The organism is Eleftheria terrae, assembly GCF_030419005.1.
In the GTDB taxonomy this organism is placed as follows: domain Bacteria; phylum Pseudomonadota; class Gammaproteobacteria; order Burkholderiales; family Burkholderiaceae_C; genus Caldimonas; species Caldimonas terrae.
This window is the reverse complement of record NZ_CP106951.1, coordinates 3,830,832-3,849,528: the sequence shown is the minus strand read 5'-3', so window position 1 is coordinate 3,849,528 and position 18,697 is coordinate 3,830,832. Positions and strand designations below refer to the sequence as shown.

General features: G+C 69.9%; 15 protein-coding genes. 3 read left to right on the top strand and 12 right to left on the bottom strand.

All coding sequences use genetic code 11. The features are described from left to right. Positions 1-22 precede the first annotated feature (22 nt). The 4 genes from N7L95_RS17035 to N7L95_RS17020 form a co-directional block, all read right to left on the bottom strand. Positions 23-856: a PhzF family phenazine biosynthesis protein gene (locus N7L95_RS17035; RefSeq protein WP_363324845.1), complete on the bottom strand. Its 834-nt coding sequence runs from the start codon at positions 854-856 to the stop codon at positions 23-25. 91 nt (positions 857-947) lie between these two features. Then, positions 948-2,159 (bottom strand): aminotransferase-like domain-containing protein, encoded by a 1,212-nt coding sequence (locus N7L95_RS17030; RefSeq protein WP_301256453.1) that lies wholly within the window; start codon positions 2,157-2,159, stop codon positions 948-950. Further along, the gene (locus tag N7L95_RS17025) at positions 2,156-2,479 is read right to left on the bottom strand and encodes a cupin domain-containing protein (RefSeq protein ID WP_301256452.1); all 324 of its coding nucleotides are present in this window, start codon (positions 2,477-2,479) and stop codon (positions 2,156-2,158) included. Before N7L95_RS17025 ends, N7L95_RS17030 begins: the two co-directional genes overlap by 4 nt. Continuing rightward, on the bottom strand, positions 2,476-3,411 hold the full coding sequence (locus N7L95_RS17020) for a DMT family transporter (RefSeq protein ID WP_301256451.1): 936 nt from the start codon (positions 3,409-3,411) through the stop codon (positions 2,476-2,478). The genes N7L95_RS17025 and N7L95_RS17020 overlap by 4 nt, the downstream gene beginning before the upstream one ends. A gap of 337 nt (positions 3,412-3,748) precedes the next feature. Here N7L95_RS17020 and N7L95_RS17015 point away from each other — a divergent pair, with 337 nt between their 5' ends. Together N7L95_RS17015 and N7L95_RS17010 are read left to right on the top strand one after the other, a co-directional pair. Beyond that, positions 3,749-5,197, top strand: a complete 1,449-nt coding sequence (locus N7L95_RS17015) for an aminotransferase-like domain-containing protein (RefSeq protein ID WP_301256450.1) — start codon at positions 3,749-3,751, stop codon at positions 5,195-5,197. A gap of 161 nt (positions 5,198-5,358) precedes the next feature. Next, the gene (locus tag N7L95_RS17010) at positions 5,359-6,153 is read left to right on the top strand and encodes a hypothetical protein (protein ID WP_301256449.1); all 795 of its coding nucleotides are present in this window, start codon (positions 5,359-5,361) and stop codon (positions 6,151-6,153) included. A gap of 90 nt (positions 6,154-6,243) precedes the next feature. Here N7L95_RS17010 and N7L95_RS17005 read toward each other — a convergent pair whose 3' ends face one another. The 8 genes from N7L95_RS17005 to N7L95_RS16970 form a co-directional block, all read right to left on the bottom strand. Then, positions 6,244-8,124, bottom strand: coding sequence for an ATP-binding cassette domain-containing protein (locus N7L95_RS17005; protein WP_301256448.1), 1,881 nt, complete (start codon positions 8,122-8,124; stop codon positions 6,244-6,246). A 112-nt stretch (positions 8,125-8,236) separates the two neighbouring features. After that, on the bottom strand, positions 8,237-9,067 hold the full coding sequence (locus N7L95_RS17000; protein ID WP_301256447.1) for an arylamine N-acetyltransferase family protein: 831 nt from the start codon (positions 9,065-9,067) through the stop codon (positions 8,237-8,239). 27 nt (positions 9,068-9,094) lie between these two features. After that, positions 9,095-10,048 (bottom strand): glutathione synthase, encoded by a 954-nt coding sequence (gene gshB, locus N7L95_RS16995; RefSeq protein WP_301256446.1) that lies wholly within the window; start codon positions 10,046-10,048, stop codon positions 9,095-9,097. Then, entirely contained in the window at positions 10,045-11,232 is a 1,188-nt protein-coding gene (locus N7L95_RS16990; RefSeq protein ID WP_301256445.1) for a benzoate/H(+) symporter BenE family transporter, read from the bottom strand. Before N7L95_RS16990 ends, gshB begins: the two co-directional genes overlap by 4 nt. 82 nt (positions 11,233-11,314) lie before the next feature. Then, a complete protein-coding gene (locus N7L95_RS16985; protein WP_494516329.1) occupies positions 11,315-13,165 on the bottom strand; it encodes a potassium transporter Kup in 1,851 nt (616 codons plus the stop codon). A gap of 154 nt (positions 13,166-13,319) precedes the next feature. Further along, complete coding sequence (gene gshA, locus N7L95_RS16980; RefSeq protein ID WP_301256443.1) at positions 13,320-14,615, bottom strand: glutamate--cysteine ligase; 1,296 nt, start codon at positions 14,613-14,615, stop codon at positions 13,320-13,322. A 174-nt stretch (positions 14,616-14,789) separates the two neighbouring features. After that, on the bottom strand, positions 14,790-16,166 hold the full coding sequence (locus N7L95_RS16975) for an ammonium transporter (RefSeq protein ID WP_301260172.1): 1,377 nt from the start codon (positions 16,164-16,166) through the stop codon (positions 14,790-14,792). 30 nt (positions 16,167-16,196) lie between these two features. Beyond that, positions 16,197-16,535 (bottom strand): P-II family nitrogen regulator, encoded by a 339-nt coding sequence (locus N7L95_RS16970; protein WP_301256442.1) that lies wholly within the window; start codon positions 16,533-16,535, stop codon positions 16,197-16,199. A gap of 431 nt (positions 16,536-16,966) precedes the next feature. Between N7L95_RS16970 and N7L95_RS16965 the strand changes: the two genes are divergently transcribed. Then, positions 16,967-18,508, top strand: coding sequence for a YifB family Mg chelatase-like AAA ATPase (locus N7L95_RS16965; protein WP_301256441.1), 1,542 nt, complete (start codon positions 16,967-16,969; stop codon positions 18,506-18,508). The last annotated feature ends 189 nt before the right edge of the window (positions 18,509-18,697 follow it).

The window sequence follows — 18,697 nt, the reverse complement described above, 5'->3', positions numbered from 1 at the left end:
GCACAGCGTGCTCGTCGCCCGCTCACAGGCTCACGCTGCCCTCGATGCAGGTGCGGCTGGCACCCCCCACCCACACCGTCTCGCCGTCACGCTCGATGAACAGCCGCCCGGCCCGGCCCACACAGCGGCCTTGCGACACCTGGTAGGCCGCCGGCTGCTGCCCTTCAGCCGCCAGCCACTGCGCCAGTGCGGCATTGAGGCTGCCGGTGACCGGGTCTTCCGGCACGCCGGACGCCGCGGTGAAGGCCCGCACCTCAAAGCGGCAGTCGCTGCCGGCCGGATGCGGCCCGATGACACCGATCTCACCCACCGCGGCCACCGCCGCATGGTGGGGCGCCAGCGCCAGCACCTCCTCGGCGCTGCCCAGGCGCAGCGCCAGCCATTGCGGGCCGTTGCGCAGCCAGCGGGCCGCCAGCACCTGCCCGTCGCCCAGGCCCAGGGCAGCGGCCGCTGCAGCGAGCTCCTTCGGCGTGGCCTCGCGCTCGGTCATCGGCGGTGCAGCGAAGGCCAGGCGGCCGTCGCCCTGCCGGATGGTGATGCAGCCGGCCCCGCACTCCTGCACCACGCGGCCGGGCTGCCGTGGGCGGCCGCCCGCCTCCAGCCAGGCGTGGCAGCTGCCCAGCGTCGGATGGCCGGCGAAGGGCAGCTCGCTGCACTGCGTGAAGATGCGCACCCGGTAGTCGGCCGACGCATCGGTCGGCGGCAACAGGAAGGTGGTCTCCGAGAGCTGGGTCCAGCGGGCGAAGGCCTGCATCTGAGCGGTGTCCAGGCCGTCGCCGTCCAGCACCACGGCCAGCGGGTTGCCCTGCAGGGCGTGTGCGGAGAAGACGTCGATCTGCTTGAAGCGGCGGGTCATCACGGAGGGGCTGACGAGAAAGAGCAGGAAAGCCGGGACACCGCCGCAGCGGCTCCCGACGCGGCACGCCGGCCCTTGCGGGCCGGCCGGCTCAGCGCTGGGCGTCCACGGCCGCGCGCACCACCGCGGCGAGCTTCTCCACCGCGGTGGCGATCTGCTCCGGCGACAGCGTCACGAAGGACAGGCGCAGCGTGTTCGGCTGCGGGTCGCGGGCATAGAAAGCGGCCCCCGGGACGTAGGCCACGCCGGCCTCCACGGCCATCGGCAGCATCGCCATGGCGTCCAGGTCCTCGGGCAGGTCCATCCAGAAGAACATGCCGCCGGTCGGCGTGTTCCAGCGACAGCCGGCCGGCATGTGGCGCTCCAGCGCCGCCCGCATCGCGTCGCGGTTGGCCTTGTAGCGCGCCCGGATCTGCGGCACGTGCTGGTCGAGGAAGCCGTCCCGGATCACCTCGTGCACCACCCGCTGGTTGAACACCGGGGTGTGCAGGTCGGCCGCCTGCTTGGCCTGCAGCAGCTTGGGATAGAGGGCCGGCGGAGCCACCACGTAGCCCAGCCGCAGGCCGGGCGCCAGCACCTTGGAGAAGGAACCGAGGTAGATGACGCCTTCCGGATGGTGCGACGCCAGCGCTGGCGGCGACGGGGCATCGAACCACAGGTCGCCATAGGGGTTGTCCTCGAGCAGCGGCAGCCCCAGGCGCCGTGCCTCGGCCACCAGCGCCGCGCGGCGCGCCGCACTCATGCTGCGGCCGCTCGGGTTCTGGAAATTGGGCAGCAGGTAGAAGAAGCGCGCACCCTGGGCCAGGCCCGCCAGTGCCTCGGGCAGCGGGCCGTCGTCGTCGGACGGCACCGCATCCACTTCGGCCTCGTAGGGCGCAAAGGCCTGCAGCGCACCCAGGTAGGTGGGCGTCTCCACCAGGACGCGGCTGCCGCTGTCGATCAGCACCTTGGCACACAGGTCCAGGCCCTGCTGCGAGCCGGTGGTGATGAGCACCTGGCTCGCGTCGACCCGCATGCCTTGCGCGCCGAGGTGGGCCGCGACCCATTCACGCAGCGGTGCATAGCCTTCGCTGGCAGCGTATTGCAGCGCCTCGCGGCCCGCGGTCTGCAGGACCTTGACGCTGGCCTCGCGCATCGCGTCGATGGGGAAGCTGTCCGGCGAGGGCAGGCCGCCGGCCAGCGAGAGGATGCCGGGGCGCTCGGTGACCTTGAGGATCTCCCGGATGATGGACGGGTTCATGCGCTCGGCGCGTCGCGCCAGCGTCCAGAGGGTGTCGTTGCGGCCGGATGCCGTGGCAGTCATGCGGATTCTCCTCCTTGTGGGCCCCACAAGAGGGCCCAGGTGACAAAGTCGTCGGTGAACTGTTCAAAACGGTGATCATGCCGGGCCGGGACGAACAGGCAGTCACCGGGCCGGAAAGGGATGCGCTCGCCGCGGTGGCGGAACACGCCGCTGCCGCTCGCCACGCGGGACAACCCGTCCTGCGCCTGCGGCTGCAGGGTGTCGGTGCCGCAGGGCGCGTCGACCTCGACGCGCCTCGAGCGGTGCACCAGCACCTGGCGGTCGCGCTCGCCGCCCGTGCCTGGCAGCAGGGCCAAGGCCTGTGGCAGCCGGCCGTTCATGCGGGCCGCCTCGTGTCGGCCGGCATGCGCCTGCCGATGAAGACGGTGGCGACCACCGCCAGCCCGAAGGCCAGCGTGGTGGCGTCGAGGCGTTCGCCCAGCAGCGGCACGGCAAACAGCATCGACAGGAAGGGCTGCAGCAGCTGCACCTGGCTCACCCGGACGGCGCCACCGATGGCCAGCGCACGGTACCAGGCGAAAAAGCCGATCCACATCGAGAACAACCCGACGTAGACAAACCCGGCCCAGGCCGCCGGCGCCACCGCTTGCTGCGGCCAGGTCCACACGGCCGCCGGCAGCGTGACCGGCAGCGATGCCAGCAGCACCCAGCAGATGACGCGCTCGGCGCCAAGCGCAGGCGTCAGCCGCGCACCGCACACGTAGCTGAACGAGGCCGACAACACCGCCAGCACCAGCAGGCCATCGGCCCAATGGAAGCGCAGGCCGCCCTGCAGCGAGCTGCCGGCCTTCAGCAGCGCATAGGCCACCACCAGCCCGCTGCCGAGCGCCGCACAGGCCCAGAAGCCCCAGGCCGGTCGCTGCCGGTAGGCGAGCGCGGCCACCGCGGCCGTGCTCAGCGGCAGCAGGCCCATGATGACCGACGCATGCACGGCATCCACATGGCGCAAGCCGAGCGCGAGCAGCAGCGGGAAGCCCAGCACGTTGCCAGCCGCCGTCAACAGCAGCAGCCCCCACTGGCGACCACGCGGCCGCGGCCCGCCGAAGCAGCCCAGCCAGGCCAGCGACAGCAGCCCGGCCAGCGCCGCCCGACCGAAAGTGACGAAGGCCGGCGACAGCTGCGGCGCATCGGCGCCGCCGGTGGCCAGGCGCGTCATCGGCAAGGTCAGCGCGAAGATCGCGACACCCAGCACGCCGAGCCAGAGGCCGCGCGATGTCTGCCCCACGGGCGCCTGCAAGGTGGCTGCCGTCATCCTGGCTGCCTCGCCATCGCAGCCGCGCGGTGCGTTGACCGCAGTCGCTGGCCCGCAAGCGGCGCAGTGCTCGATGCGGCCACCGGGCCGGGCCGCGCGCCGCGGACGACCAGCAGACCCTGCGCCCGCAGCGCGGCCGACTCTCGATCCATCACGGCCGGCCTCCCATGATGTGGCCGGGCCTCGGCCCGGCGCAACGGGCGCTGCAACAAGGAGAAGACGGCACTGGAGGCTTCATGCAAGCCAGTCTATGATCAGACACCAATACAGCACCGATACAGCTCGCCGTCTCATCACATCGGCTGTACCGGTTCAATTGCCAGCACAGAGACGCACCATGCTCACCCGCTCCCCGTCAGAAACCCTGACCGACCAGCTTGCCAACCGCTATGCCCAGCGCATCCGCGACCGACTGCTGCCGCCGGGTGCCCGCCTGCCCTCGGTGCGCGAGTGCGCGCAGCGGCATGAAGTCAGCCCCTACACCGTGGTGGCTGCCTATGACCAGCTGCTGGCGCAGGGCCTCATCGAGGCACGCCGCAACCGCGGCTTCTACGTGCGGGAATCGCGGGGTGATCCGCGGGCGGAGGTGGCCGCCGGCGAGCGCCAGGCACGGCCGCCCGCCGGGCCGCGGGTGCAGCCGCCGGTGGACGCAGCCACCCTGATCCGCGGCATGTTCCGGCAGGTCGATGCGCATGGCGAGCAGATGAAGGGGGCGCCCGGCATGGGCGTGCTGCCGGCCGACTGGCTGGAAAGCCCGATCCTTGGGGCCGCCGTGCGGCGCGTCACGCACGCCGCCAACCTGCGCGCGCTGTCGCTGCAGTACGGCGAACCGGCCGGCGACCCGGCGCTGCGCCGGGCCCTGAGCCACAAGCTGCGCAGCATGGACATCGAGGCCGCGCCGGGCCAGATCGTCACCACGGTGGGCGCCACCCATGCGCTGGACGTGATCTGCCGCACCCTGCTCAAGGCAGGTGATGCCGTGATGGTGGACGAGCCGGGCTGGGCGGTGGAGTTCGCGCGGCTGACGCAGATGGGCATGCGCATCCTGCCCGTGCCGCGCCGCGAAGACGGCCCGGACCTCGACGTCATCGCCAACTACTGCGAGGCGCATGAGCCGCAACACCGGCCCAAGCTGTTCATCAGCGTCAGCGTGCTGCACAACCCCACCGGCCTGTGCCTGACGCCCAGCAACGCCCATCGCGTGCTGCGCCTGGCGCAGCAGCACGACTTCCTGGTGGTGGAGGACGACACCTACTCGCACCTGGCCACGCCGCACGCCACCCGCATGTGCGCCCTGGACGCGCTGCAGCGCACCATCTATGTCAGCGGCTTTGCCAAGATCCTGGCGCCGAACTGGCGCGTCGGCTACCTGGCGGCACCCCCGGCACTGGTGGAGCGTTTCATCGACACCAAGCTGCTCACCACGCTCACCACGCCGGCGCTGTTCGAGCAGGCCTTGGCGCACTGCCTGGAGCAGGGCCAGATTCGCCGCCATGCCGAGCGTGTGCGCGCCCGGCTGGACGGGGCCCGCTCACGCAGCGTGCAGCTGGCGCTGAAGGCCGGCTGCCGCTTCGTGAACGAGCCGGCCGGCCTGTTCGGATGGCTCGACACCGGGGTGGACACCGACCGCCTCGCGCAGGTGATGCTGGATGAGGGCTACCTGCTGGCGCCGGGCTCCCTCTTCCACGCGGTGCGGCAGCCGTCGACGCTGATGCGCATCAATTTCGCCAACACGCAGGACAGCCAGTTCTGGACCGACTTCAACCGGATCCGCGGCCGCTTGTGACTTCCGACCGGTCACAATCGTGGTATTTACCCTAATGCCGAGCTCGCCGCATTGTTTTCTGGCTGGAGGGCCCCCTTCCTCAAGTACAGTCACCAACACATACAAATGCAAGGCCTCGTTTCTGTTGAGACGGGCATTGTGGAGCTCCAGCGTCTCCACCAATGACGCTGCCAGGGCACCCCTTCCTGCTGATGAACGAAACCACCATCCCCTTCGGCGAACCCGAGTTGATGCGTGCCAGCGTCTTCCAGCGATATCTGGACGAGTTGGCACGCCAGCCTGGCGCGACCACCGCCCTGCCCCGCCTGACGGCGCTGAGCCCGTCGCTGCTGGCCGACCTGCAGCGCTTCGAGCACCGCCCCAGCGGCACCGAGGTGCTCGAGGTACTGGCCGCCTGCCTGCGCCACGCCCAGAGCGTGGTGGTGCACTGCGAAGCGGGCGGCTATGTGGTGCCGGTCACCGTGTTCCCGCGCGAGCGCCTGTTCCACTGCCCGGCCGAGCCCGACACCTACCTGCTGCAGCGCCTGGCCTTGTTGAAGGTGCTGCGCATCGAGCCGGCGGTGCTGCGCGCTCCCGGCAATGACGAAGCCTCGCTGGTGGCACCGCTGTCGTGCTACCACCCCATCGCACCGCTGTTGTGGGACCTGGCCATGCGGGGCAGCCGCACCGAGCTGCTGCCCGAGATCGCCGGCAATGCCTGCTACCGCACCACCCCCGGCCTGGACCTGCGCATGCTGCCGCTGACCGCCGCACAGCGCGCGGTGGTGCGCCACATGCGCACCCAGCCGGTGACGCTGCGCGAACTGTCCGACCTCATCGGCCAGGGCCGCGAGCATGCGGTGCGGCTGCTCAATGCGCTCTACCTGCAGTCGGGCCTGATCATCAGCCGGGCGCTGCCCAGCTCGTCCGCCGAGTCCTGGCTGGCCAACCTGGGCTTGCGCCGCCGCCACGGCTGAGGTGCGGCCGAGCGGCCGCGGCCGCCAGCGCGCTGCCGCGGCTGGCCAACGACGGGCCGGCGCCCGTCCGTTTGCCGCCGGCCTGACGCTTCAGCGCGAGCCGAGCGCCTCCCAGCGCTCGAGCGCCACCATCAACTCGTCCTCGATCCGTGCAAAGCGCGCCTGCAACTCGGTGAGTCGTTGCGGATCGCCCTGGTAGACCTCGGTGCCGGCGAGGAGGTCGCCGATCTGCTTCTGCTCGGCCTCGAGCGCCTCGATGCGCCCGGGCAGCTCGTCGAGCTCGCGTTGCTCCTTGTACGACAGCTTGCGCTGGGCGGCCGCCGCCGGCTTGGGCGCTGCCGCGGCCTTGGGCGCAGGCGCGGCGGCCGGCGTGGCGCGCTCCTGCAGTGCCCGGCTGCGCTGGCTCTGCACCTTCCAGTCTTCGTAGCCACCTTCGTACTCACGCCAGAAACCGGGCGTCTGCTCGCCCTCCCAGGCGATGGTGCTGGTCACCACGTTGTCGAGGAAACGGCGGTCATGGCTGACCAGGAAGACCGTGCCCTCGTAGCTCTGCAGCAATTCCTCGAGCAGCTCCAGCGTGTCGATGTCCAGGTCGTTGGTCGGCTCGTCCAGCACCAGCACGTTGGCCGGGCGGGCGAACAGGCGCGCCAGCAGCAGGCGGTTGCGCTCGCCGCCGCTGAGCGAGCGCACCGGCGAGTTGGCGCGCGCCGGCGAGAACAGGAAATCGCCGAGATAACTCATCACGTGCTTGCGCGCGTTGCCGATCTCGATCCACTCACTGCCCGGGCTGATGGTGTCGGCCAGGGTCGCATCGAGGTTGAGCGCCTCGCGCATCTGGTCGAAGTAGGCCACCTGCATCTTGGTGCCTTGCCGCACGCTGCCGCTGTCGGGCTCGATCTCGCCGAGGATGAGCTTGAGCAGGGTGGTCTTGCCCGCGCCGTTCGGCCCGATCAGGCCCACCTTGTCGCCACGCAGCAGGGTGGCCGAGAAATGGCTGACGATGGTCCGGCCCTCGTAGGACTTGCTGACATCGCGCAGCTCGGCCACCAGCTTGCCGCTGGAGACGCCGGCGTCGAGGTCCAGCCGGACGCGGCCCACCACGTCGCGGCGCTGCGCCCGGGTGGCGCGCAGCTGCTCCAGGCGCTTGACGCGGCTCACGCTGCGCGTGCGGCGGGCCTCCACGCCCTTGCGCACCCACACTTCTTCCTGGGCCAGCAGCTTGTCGGCGCGGGCGTTCAGCAGTGCCTCGTCGGCCAGTTGCTGCTCCTTGAGCACCCCGTAGGCGGTGAAGTTGCCGGGGTAGCTGCGCAGCACACCACGGTCCAGCTCCACGATGCGGGTGGTCACGCCGTCCAGGAAGGCCCGGTCGTGGGTGATCAGCACCACGCTGCCGCGGAAGCCGTTCAGCAGTTCCTCGAGCCAGCCGATGGACGCCAGGTCGAGGTGGTTGGTCGGCTCGTCGAGCAGCAGGACATCGGGCTGGGCCACCAGGGCCTGGGCCAGGGCCACCCGCTTCTTGGTGCCGCCGGACAGCCGCTCCACCGGCGCGTCGCGTTCCAGGCGCAGGCGGGCCAGGGTTTCCTCCACCCGCTGCTCCCAGGTCCAGCCGTCGAGGGCTTCGATGCGGGTCTGCAAGGCGTCGAGGTCCTCGCTGCCGTCGTGCGCCTCGTAGCGGGCGCGCAGGTCGCGCACCTCGGCCAGGCCCACGCTCACCGCGTCGAAGACGGCGATGCCGGGCGCGAATTGCGGCTCCTGCGGCACGTAGGCGATGCGCAGGCCCTGCTGCAGCTGCAGCAGGCCGTCATCGGGCTTCTCCAGCCCGGCCAGGATCTTTAGCAGCGAGGACTTGCCGGTGCCGTTGCGGCCGATCAGGCCGACCCGCTCTCCCGGCTCCAGCGAAAAGGCGGTGTTGTCGAGCAGCGGCACATGCCCGTAGGCAAGCTTGGCATTGGTGAGGGTGAGCAGGGCCATGATGGGAGAGTAGACGGCAGCGCGGCCGCAGGCGGCGAAAACCGCCGATTATCCGCCCCCACCCTGCCGGCCGGATCATGCCGCGCCCAGGCGGCCGCCGGCGTGCCCGGCCTCAGGCGGGCAGGGCCGCCAGCCGCTCCAGCAGCGCATCCAGCTCCGGCAGGTCGGGCAGCGCGATCAGCAGGTCAGTCTCCAGCACCGCGCGCAGCTCCGCGGCCGTGCCGAGCGTGCGGCGCTGCGCGTCGCCGCCCAGCCGGTGCACGCTGAGCTGGTTGTTGCGCAGGGCCACCCGGCCGCCGGGCGCCGCGCGGGCGGCCATCAGTCCCTGCAGGAAGTGGGAGTCGGGATGGTGGCAGAGGTACCAGCTGCTCACTTCGTAGTCGATGCGCTCCTGCGGCTGCAGGTCGAAGCGGTACAGCGACTTCCACTCGCTGCCCAGCTGGGCCTGCATCAGGTAGCTGCCATGCTCGGCCGGCAGCAGGCGGAAGCGCTCATGCGGCGTGTCCTGCTCGACCTCGGCCTGCAGGTCCAGCACGCCGGTCAGCGTGAGGCCGCCGAAGCCGACGTCGACGATGCGGCTGCGGCCTTCCAGCTCGACCCGCAGCAGCATGTGGCTGCGCGGCGTGATGGTGTCGTCGCCGCGCCCCCACACCACGCGCGCCGCCAGGCCGCCAACCTCGAAGCCGATGGCCCGCAGCACCTCGGCGAACAGCAGGTTGTGCTCGTAGCAGTAGCCGCCGCGGCCCCCCTCCACCAGCTTGCGCTGCAGCGCGCCGACATCGAGCTCCACCGGCTGGCCCAGCAGCGGGCTCAGGTTCTCGAACGGAAGGGTCTGGGCGTGGCAGCCCACCAGCCCGCGCAAGGTCGCCAGTGTCGGCGTGCGCGGGCCGTCGTAGCCGATGTGCTGCAGGTAGGCGTCCAGGTCGAGGCGGTGGTCGTCCATCACGGTGCTCCCGGTGCGAGGCAGTGTTCAGCGCGCCGCGGCCGCGGCGCGCTCCAGGGCGTCGATGAAGCATCGCGCCACATCGAAGCCGGTCTGCTGCTGGATCTCCTGGAAGCAGGTCGGGCTGGTCACGTTGATCTCGGTGACCCGGTCGCCGATGATGTCCAGACCGATCAGCAGCAGCCCGCGCGGCGCCAGCACCCGGCCGATGACCTGTGCCGTCTCGCGGTCCACCGCGTCCAGCGGCTGGGCCACCCCCTTGCCGCCTGCGGCCAGGTTGCCGCGCACCTCGCTGCCCTGCGGAATGCGGGCCAGCACGAAGGGCACCGGCTCGCCGCCGACGATCAGCACCCGCTTGTCGCCGTGGACGATCTCCGGGATGAAGCGCTGCACCATCACCGTGCGGCTGCCGTGCTGGTTCAGCGTCTCGATGATGCTGCCGAGGTTGAGCCCGTCGGCGCCCACCCGGAAGATCCCCATGCCGCCCATGCCATCCAGCGGCTTGAGGATGATGTCGCGGTGCTCGGCATGGAAGCGGCGGATCTCGTCCGCATCGCGGCTCACCAGGGTGGGCGTGACGTGCTGCGGGAACTCCATCACCGCCAGCTTCTCGGGATGGTCGCGCAGCGAGCGCGGGCTGTTGAAGACGCGCGCCCCTTCGCGCTCGGCCTGCTCCAGCAGGTGGGTGGCGTAGAAGTACTCGCTGTCGAAGGGCGGGTCCTTGCGCATCAGCACCGCGTCGAACTCGGCCAGCGCCAGCGGCGCCGCCGGCTCGGCCCGCCACCAGCGCTCGGCCTCGCCGGTCAGCGTGATGGACTGGGCCAGCGCGGTAACGCGCCCGCCGCTGCGCCAGGACAGCTGCTGCGGCTCGCAGGCCCACAGCGTGTGCCCGCGGGCGGCCGCCTCGCGCATCATGGCGAAGGTGGTGTCCTTGTAGATCTTGAAGTGGTCGAGCGGATCGGCAATGAAAAGCAGCTTCATCGGAGGCCAGGTTCGGGTTGCACGGCACGGATCCGGTAGTGTTGCACCGCCAGCGCAATCGTGCCGGCGACCACGCCCCAGAACGCCGAGCCGATCCCCCAAAGAGAGACGCCCGACAGCGTGACGAGGAATGTGATAAGTGCGCTCTCGCGGTGCTGGTCGTCCTTGACTGCCGACGCCAGGCCGGCGCCGATGCTGCCCAGCAGCGCAAAGCCGGCGACCGCCATCACCAGTTCCCGCGGGAAGGCCGCGAGCAGTCCGACCACCGCTCCACCCACCAGGCCGATGGCAACGTAGAACACGCCGGCCATCACGGCCGCGGTGTAACGGCGGGCCGGGTCCTCGTGCGCCTCGCGGCCGAGGCAGATGGCGGCGGTGATGGCGGCCAGGTTCAGTGCATAGGCGCCGAAAGGCGCCAGCAGCAAGGTGGCCAGGCCGGTGGCGCCCACCAGCGGCGAGACCGGCGTGCGGTAGCCGGCGGCCCGGATGGCCGCCACGCCGGGCAGGTTCTGTGACGCCATGGTGACCACGAAGAGCGGCAGCGCCACCCCCACCGCGGCGCGCAGCGAGAACTGCGGCGAGGTCCAGACCGGCGAGGCCAGCTGCCACTGCACCTCGGCCAGGTGCAGCCGGCCCAGCAGCAGGGCCACCAGCATGCCGGCCAGCAAGACCCCCGGCACCGCGTAGCGCGGCCAGCAGCGGCGACCCAGCAGGTAGGCAGCGAACATCGCGCCCACCAGCAGGGGCTCGGTCTTGAATGACAGGAAGGCATCCATGCCAAAGCGCGCCAGCACGCCGGCCAGCAAGGCCGAGGCAAGCGCGATGGGAATGCGGTTCATCACCCGTGCGAACAGGCCGGTGACACCGCACAGCGTGATGAGCGCCGCCGCCACGATGAAGGCGCCCACCGCCTCGGGCAGCCCGACGCTGGCGGTGGCCAGCACGGCGGCGCCGGGGGTGGACCAGGCCACCAGCACCGGCTCGCGCCAGTACAGCGAGAGGGCGATGCTGGTGAGGCCCATGCCCAGGCCAAGCGCCCAGATCCAGGACGCGGTGACCGCCGGCGACGCGCCCACCGCTGCGGCGGCCTGGAACACCAGCACCACCGAACTGGTGAAGCCCACCAGCACGGCGACGAAGCCGGCCACCACGGCAGACAGCGAGAGGTCCCTGAAAAAGCGCATCGGCGTCACCCCGGCCCTTGTTGAAGATGTTCAGCAAAGGCGCAAGGTTAGCGAATGCCGGCCGACAGCGTGCGGCCGGCGCTCAGAACGGGATCTTGGTGCCCAGCTCCACCACCCGGTTGGCCGGCAGGTTGAGGAAGTCGGCCGCGGCTGCGGCATTGCGGTGCATGCCGGCAAACACCTTCTCGCGCCACGAGGACATGCCGGTCTTGATGCTGGAGGGCACCACCGTTTCGCGGGACAGCAGGTAGGAGGTCTCCATGTCGTCCATGTGCACCCCCCGGTTGCGCAGCAGCTTCAGCGCCTCCGGCACGTCGGGATCGTTCTTGAAACCGAAGTGCAGCACCACCAGCCAGCAGTCGCGCCCGAGCGGCTCGACCTCGACGCGGCGGTCAAAGCCGATCCAGGGCACCTCGTGGTGCCGTACGGTGACGAAGACGTTGGTCTCGTGCAGCACCCGGTTGTGCTTGAGGTTGTGCAGCAAGGCGTTCGGAGTGATGCCCTGTTCGGCGCTGAGGAAGACCGCGGTGCCCGGCACGCGCAGCGGCGGGCTGAGGAAGACCGAGTCGAGGAAGGTGCGCAGCTCGATCGATTCGTCGCGCAGGCGATCGCTGAGCAGCTGGCGGCCCTGCTTCCAGGTCATCATCAGCGTGAACATGACGGCACCGATCAGCAGCGGGAACCAGCCGCCGTCGAGCACCTTGGCCACGTTGGCGCCGAAGAACAGCAGGTCCACCACGAAAAAGGTGCCGGTGGCCGCCATGCACAGGGCCCAGGGGTAGTGCCAGGCATAGCGGATCACGAAGAAGGTCATCACGGTGGTGATCAGCATGTCCACCGTCACGGCGATGCCGTAGGCCGAGGCCAGCGCGCTGCTGGAGCCGAAGGACACCACCGCGATCACGATGCAGCCATACAGCGTCCAGTTGACGAAGGGCACGTAGATTTGGCCGGCCTCGCGCACCGAGGTGTGCGCCACCCGCAGCCGCGGCAGGTAGCCGAGCTGGATCACCTGCTTGGTGACCGAGAAGGCGGCCGAGATCAGCGCCTGGGAGGCGATCACCGTGGCGCAGGTCGCCAGCACCACCAGCGGATACAGCGCCCAGTGCGGCGCCATCTCGAAGAAGGGGTTGGTGACGTTCTCCGGATGGGCAAGCAGCATCGCCCCCTGGCCGAAATAGTTGAGCACCAGCGCGGGCATCGCCAGGCCGAACCAGGCCAGCCGGATCGGCCGCTTGCCGAAATGGCCCATGTCGGCATAGAGCGCCTCGGCCCCGGTGACGCACAGCACGATGGCGCCCAGCGCCACGAAGGCCACGCCCGGCTGGTTCAGGATGAAGTGGAGCGCATACAACGGACTCAAGGCCACCAGCACCGTCGGGTTGTCCACCAGGTGAGACAGCCCCAGCAAGGCCAGTACCGCGAACCAGGCCACCATGACCGGGCCAAACAGCTTGCCCACGCTGCCGGTGCCGTGCTTCTGCATGGCGAACAGCAGGGTCAGCACGATCAGCGTGGTCGGCACCACGTATTCCCCGAGCGCCGGCGCGGCGACCTTCAGCCCCTCCACTGCCGACAGCACCGAGATGGCCGGCGTGATGACACCGTCGCCAAAGAACACCGCGGTGCCGAAGATGCCGAGCACCAGCAGGTAGCTGCGCAGCACCGGGCGGTCCTTGACCGCCTGCGAGGCCAGGGCCAGCATGGCCACCAGCCCGCCTTCGCCGTTGTTGTCGGCCCGCAGGATCAGGCTGACGTACTTGAGCGAGACGATCACCGTGAGCGTCCAGAACACCAGGGACAGGATGCCCAGGATGTTCTCGGCGTTCACCGGCAGGTGTCCGTGGGTAAAGACCTCCTTCATGGCATACAGCGGGCTGGTGCCGATGTCGCCGTAGACGACGCCGATGGCGCCGAGGGTCAAGGAGGCCAGCTTGAGGCCGGAAGCGGAAGCAGTAGGGCTGGATTGCACAGCACAACGGACAGAGGCGAAGAGGACGCCATTGTGCTCCTAGCCGCCAGGAGTGCCAGCCCCGCCATGTTGCAGTGCAGCAACGCGACCTTTGCCGGCGCTGGCGGCCAGGGCCTCACTCGTAGGTTTCAGCGTCCGGGTCGGTGGCTTCCAGTTCGTAGCTCGCCGCCAGCATGGCCAGCCGGGCGATGACGCCATACATGTAGAAGCGGTTCGGGGCGCTGGCGCCCGGACGCGCGCCGGCCTTGGGCAGCTGGTTGGACTCGGCGAAGGCCAGCGGCACGAAGCTGGCGCCCGGGGCGTTGAGGTTCTCGTCGATGCCGCGCTCGGCATGCACGCGGTAGAAGCCGCCGACCACGTAGCGGTCGAGCATGTACACCACCGGCTCGGCCACCGCCTCGTTGATGCGCTCGTAGGTCGGCACGCCTTCCTGGATGATGACCTCGCTCACCTCCTGGCCGTCCTTGATGACCGACATCTTGTTGCGCGTCTTGCGGTTCAGCTCGGCCAGGTCCTTCGCGTCCCGCACCGTCATGATGCCCATGCCGTAGGTACCGGCATCGGCCTTCACGATGACGAAGGGCTTCTCCTGGATGCCGTACTCCTTGTACTTGCGCCGGATCTTGTTCAGCAGCGCATCGGCGTTGCTCTGCAGGCAGTCGATGTTGGTGCCGTCGGCGAAGTTGACCTGGCCGCACTTGGCGAACATCGGGTTGATCAGCCAAGGATCCATGCCCAGCAGCTTGGCGAACTTCTTCGCCACTTCTTCGTAGGCCTGGAAGTGGTTGGACTTTCGCCGCACCGCCCAGCCCGCATGCAGCGGCGGCAACAGGTACTGCTCGTGCAGGTTGTCCAGCACCTGGGGCAGGCCGGCCGAGAGGTCGTTGTTCAGCAGGATGGTGCAGGGGTCGAAATCCTTCAGGCCCAGGCGGCGCTTGGTGCGCACCAGCGGCTCGACAGTCAGCGTGCTGCCGTCGGGCAGCACCAGCTGCGTGGGCTCGGTGACGGTTTCGTCCAGCGAACCGAGGCGCACGTTCAGCCCGGCCTGGTGGAAGATCTGCACCAGGCGCTGCACATTGGTCAGGTAGAAGGTGTTGCGGGTGTGCTTCTCGGGAATCAGCAAGAGGTTCTTGGCCTCCGGACAGATCTTCTCGATGGCCGCCATCGCCGCCTGCACCGCCAGCGGCAGCATTTCCTCGGTCAGGTTGTTGAAGCCCCCGGGGAAGAGGTTGGTGTCCACCGGCGCCAGCTTGAAGCCGGCGTTGCGCACGTCCACCGAGGTGTAGAAGGGCGGCGTGTGCTCCATCCACTCCAGCCGGAACCAGCGCTCGATGGCGGGCATGGACTCCAGGATGCGTTGTTCGAGTTCATTGATCGGGCCGGTGAGCGCCGTGATGAGATGGGGGACCATGCGCAGTGCCTCTCGGGCTGTTCGAGTGGGTGTCGGGCAGACGATTCTAGGCAAATGGGGACGCCGCCGCCTTGACGCAAGAGGGGGACGTTGCGCAAGAAAAGAAAAAGGGCCTCCGCATCGCGGAGGCCCGGGCTGCATGCACCGTCCGCCCCTGCTGCGGGGCGGGGCATGTCACTTGTGATATGCAGTTTCGCCGTGCGAGGTGATGTCCAGCCCTTCGCGTTCGGCTTCCTCGGTGACACGCAGGCCGATCAGCAGGTCGACCGCCTTGTAGGCGACCACCGAGACGATGGCCGACCAGGCGATGGTGATCAGCACGCCCTTGGCCTGCACGAACAACTGGTGGGCGATCGAGAAGTCGGCGGCGCCGGTGCCGCCGAGGCTCGGCGAGGTGAACACGCCGGTGAGCAGCGCACCCACGATGCCGCCCAGGCCGTGCACGCCGAAGACATCCAGCGCGTCGTCGGCGCCCAGCATGCGCTTCAGGCCGTTCACGCCCCACAGGCAGACCACCCCCGCCAGCAGGCCCAGCACGATGGCGCCCATCGGGCCCACGGTGCCGCAGGCCGGCGTGATGGCCACCAGGCCGGCCACCGCGCCGGAGGCGGCACCCAGCATCGAGGCCTTGCCCTTGGCGAGCGATTCGCCGCCGATCCAGGACAGGGTGGCTGCGGCGGTGGCGAACAGCGTGTTGATCAGGGCCAGCGCGGCGCCCGAGTTGGCTTCCAGGTTGGAGCCGGCATTGAAGCCGAACCAGCCCACCCACAGCAGCGAGGCACCGACCATCGTCAGCGTCAGCGAATGCGGCGGCATCGCCTCCTTGCCGTAGCCGATGCGCTTGCCCACCAGGTAGGCGCCCATCAGGCCGGCGATGCCGGCATTGATGTGCACCACCGTGCCGCCGGCGAAGTCGATCGCGCCGTCCTTGAACAGGTAGCCTTCGGTGAACCACACCATGTGCGCGATCGGCAGGTAGCTGAAGGTGAACCACAGCACCGAGAACAGCAACACCGCCGAGAACTTGATGCGCTCGGCGAAGGAGCCGACGATCAGGCCGCAGGTGATGGCAGCGAAGGTGGACTGGAAGGCGATGAAGACGTACTCGGGAATCTGCACGCCCTTGGTGAAGGTGTCAGCCAGCGAGTCCTTGGTGACGCCGCTGAGGAACAGCTTGTCGAAGGTACCGATGAATTCGCCACCGCCGCCGAAGGCCAGCGTGTAGCCGTAGACCGCCCACAGCACGACGATCAGCGCGAACACCACGAACACCTGCATCAGCACCGACAGCATGTTCTTGGCCCGCACCAGGCCGCCGTAGAACAGCGCCAGGCCGGGGATGGTCATCAGGATGACCAGCAGCGTGGAGGTGAGCATCCACGCGACGTCGCCCTTGTTCACGGTAGAGGCGGCGGCAGGGACCGCAGCAGCGGCCGCCGAGGCGGCGTCCAGCACGGCGGCGGGCGCCGAGGCCGCTTCCTGCGCCACGGCCAGGTCGGCCAGGCCGAGGCCGGCGACGCCGAGCGCCAGAAGGGTGGAGAGTTTCTTCATCATGGATGTCTCACTCGCACGTTGGTCAACTCAGAGAGCGTCCTTGCCGGTTTCGCCGGTGCGGATGCGAACCACCTGCTCAAGGGTGGAGACGAAGATCTTCCCGTCGCCGATCTTGCCGGTGCGGGCCGCGGACTCGACCGCTTCGATGACCTGCTCGACCACGGCGTCGTCAACGGCCGCCTCGATCTTCACCTTGGGCAGGAAATCGACCACGTACTCGGCACCGCGGTACAGCTCGGTGTGGCCCTTCTGCCGGCCGAAGCCCTTCACTTCGGTCACCGTGATGCCCTGAACACCAATGTTGCTCAGGGCCTCACGCACTTCATCAAGCTTGAACGGCTTGACGATGGCGGTCACCATCTTCATGGGTTGCTCCTTGTGTCTAGAAAGTCAGGCGGCGTCTTCAGCGCCCTAGCGATGCGCTCGGGACCCTGAAGTGCACGATCTGTGCCATGACCTCCTGCAGTGCATGTGCCCCAGAAAGGCGCTGTATCGGCGGGTAACCACCGGCGAACTGCACCGGGAGTGTGCTTCGCAGGCGGGCGCACCAAATACGAGCGCGTCCCGGCCGCGGCCGCAGCGCCCCTTGCCGGCTGCGTCGCTGCGCCAGGCCCGCCGGATCCTGCGCGGGGCGGCGCCATGGGGCCGGGCAAAGGCACGCGCCGCTCGGCAAGCGGCGCCAGGAAGCCCGCGCCTCCACCGGGGGCGGGCGACCCCGCGGCGGCACACCCCCGCGAGAATCGCCGCAGCGCCAAGGGGCGCTCAGAACAACGAACCCGAAGCGGGAGGGCTCCTGGATGTCGCTTGCCGTCATACGCAGCCGTGCGCTGGCCGGGCTGTCGGCGCCCGAGGTCACGGTGGAAGTGCACCTGGCCAACGGGCTCCCCAGCTTCACCCTGGTGGGGCTGGCCGACACCGAGGTCAAGGAAGCCCGGGAACGGGTGCGGGCGGCCCTGCTCAACAGCGGGCTGGCCTTCCCCCACAACAAGCGCATCACGGTCAACCTGGCACCGGCCGACCTGCCCAAGGAATCTGGCCGCTTCGACCTGCCGATCGCCCTCGGCATCCTGGCCGCCAGCGGCCAGCTCGACGCCTCTCGCCTTGCCGCGCACGAGTTTGCCGGCGAGCTGTCGCTTGCCGGTGACCTGCGACCGGTGCGTGGCGCGCTGGCCATGTGCCTGGCGCTGCAACGCGCCGGCATGCCGCGTGCGATGGTGCTGCCGCAGGACAGCGCCCGCGAGGCAGCGCTGGTGCAACAGGCCGAGGTGTGGGGCGCCCGGCACCTGCTGGACGTGGTGCAGGCCATGCTGCCCCACCACGGCAGCGACGCCGGGAGCGACCCGGAGTCGCCCGGTTGGCAGCGCGTGTCGGAGGCGCCGCCTCCGGCCCGACCGCTGTATCCCGACCTGCGGGACGTGAAGGGTCAGGCACTCGCGAAGCGGGCGCTGGAGATTGCCGCCGCCGGCGGCCACAGTTTGCTGCTGGTCGGCGCCCCGGGCACCGGCAAGTCGATGCTGGCGCAACGCTTCGCCGGGCTGCTGCCGCCGCTGGACACCGAGGCGGCGCTGGAATCGGCCGCGGTGCTCAGCCTGGCTGGCGGCTTCGATCCACAACGCTGGCGGCAGCGGCCGTTCCGCGCGCCGCACCACAGCGTCTCCTCGGCTGCGCTGGTGGGTGGCGGCTCGCCGCCGCGGCCGGGCGAGATCTCGTTGGCCCACCATGGCGTGCTGTTCCTCGACGAATTGCCCGAGCTGCCACGCCCGGCCCTCGAAGCCCTGCGCGAACCGCTGGAGACCGGCCGCATCGTGATCTCGAGGGCGGCCCGGCAGTCGGAGTTTCCGGCGCGCTTCCAGTTGGTGGCGGCCATGAACCCCTGCCCGTGTGGCTACCTGGGGTCCAGCCTGCATGCCTGCCGCTGCAGCCCGGACGCGGTGGCCCGCTATGCGGGCAAGCTCAGCGGACCGCTGCTCGACCGGATCGACCTGCAAGTGGAGGTGGCGCCGCTGTCGGCCGAGGCGCTGCTGGCCGTGCCGGATGGCGAGACGAGTGAGTCGGTCGCACGGCGGGTGGCTGCAGCGCTCGACCGGCAGCAGGCCCGCCAGGGCCATCCGAATGCTGGGCTGACAGGGCCGGCCATCGACACGCACTGCGCACTGGAGCCGGCCGCCGCCGACCTGCTGCACACGGCCGCCGGCCGGCTGGGCTGGTCGGCGCGCAGCCTGCACCGGGTGCTCAAGGTGGCCCGCACGGTGGCCGACCTGCAGGGCCACCCTCGCCTTGGCCGGACGCACCTGGCTGAGGCGATGCAGCTGCGCCGGGCCTTGCAAGCCCAGCCGTGAACCCTCGCTGCGAGCCCCTGGGCGCGTGCGCGCCATTGCCTGCCCCGCCCGCCCCTCGGCTCGCTGCAGAGGCGGCGGTGATCATTGGCTACGATGGCAGGGTCGATGCGGCCGCCAGCCAGCCGGGCGAGGATCTTTCGCTCGAGCGCCGCTGATCGTGCCTCTGGGAGGAGGCCGTCAGAGGGGCGG